At 44.4% G+C, this 901-nt stretch carries 1 protein-coding gene and 1 pseudogene; both read right to left on the bottom strand.

Annotated features, from left to right (window positions below; all coding sequences use genetic code 11):
* The coding region (locus tag AB5935_RS26900) for a Gfo/Idh/MocA family oxidoreductase (protein WP_368327965.1) at positions 1-657 on the bottom strand (657 nt) is incomplete at its 3' end.
* 39 nt (positions 658-696) lie between these two features.
* A pseudogene (locus AB5935_RS26895) lies at positions 697-901 on the bottom strand (arabinan endo-1,5-alpha-L-arabinosidase); the annotation flags it as partial.

Here is a 901-nt window from a genome sequence, read left to right as displayed (position 1 = left end):
CTCTTTGTAAAGACGCCAATTTATCAGGCGTTCCAAATTGGGTGAAGGTACCGAACGTCTCCAGTCCCCATTCCGGTTCCAGAAAGTACGGATGGCATTTATTTCGCCAAAGGTACCTGCATGAATCATCTCCATTGCTTTGATGTAACGAGGATCGAACAGGCGCTGTTGTCCTGTGAAGAATATCTTCCCTGTACTACGATGCTTCTGATACATACGGTAACACTCTTCCATCGTGAAACCTATTGACTTTTCACAGAACACATGCTTTCCTGCGTCGAAAGCATCCAATACAATTTTACAATGCGAGCTAAGAGGAGTAGCTACAAGTATAGCATCTATCGACTTATCTTCCAACACTTCCCGGTAGTCACCATACACTTTGGCATTAGGTGCAAGTTTCAATGCGTTCTCAATAGACGGTTTATAAATGTCGCACAATGCTACAATATCGACTTTGGGGTTCTTAGCCAAAAATCCCATTAAAAACCGTCCCCGGGAACCAGGCCCGATAATTGCCAGACGACACTTCTCGTTTGAGGTGTTCATCACCTCCGAAAAAGCAGAAAGCCAAGGGCTTGCTGCAAGAAGAGTGCCAGCCCCGGCTATGCCTAAATTCTTTAGAAAATCCCGCCTGCTAATAGGGGTATGTTTCATGCTTGTGGTATTTAAGATTATAATTGGTTTATTTGAAAATCAGTTATTAAATACAGGTGCTTTTTGTGTTTCGTAAGAAGGAGATCCTCCCTCTACGTAAGGCCAACCTTCTTGGTTCCACTTGATCTGGTCCAACAACAGAATACGTCCGTTCTCCGGAGTTGATCTTGAAAATCCATGATACAGAAGCCAGTCTTGTCCGGCATCATCCCGGATAATCTGCGAACCGTGCCCATTGCCTACA

The sequence above is a fragment of the Phocaeicola sp. RTP21198st1_B8_RTP21198_201120 genome, from assembly GCF_040929485.1.
Lineage (GTDB): Bacteria > Bacteroidota > Bacteroidia > Bacteroidales > Bacteroidaceae > Phocaeicola > Phocaeicola dorei.
Note: the sequence above shows the minus strand (reverse complement) of the source record. Positions and strands in the feature narration are given on the sequence as shown.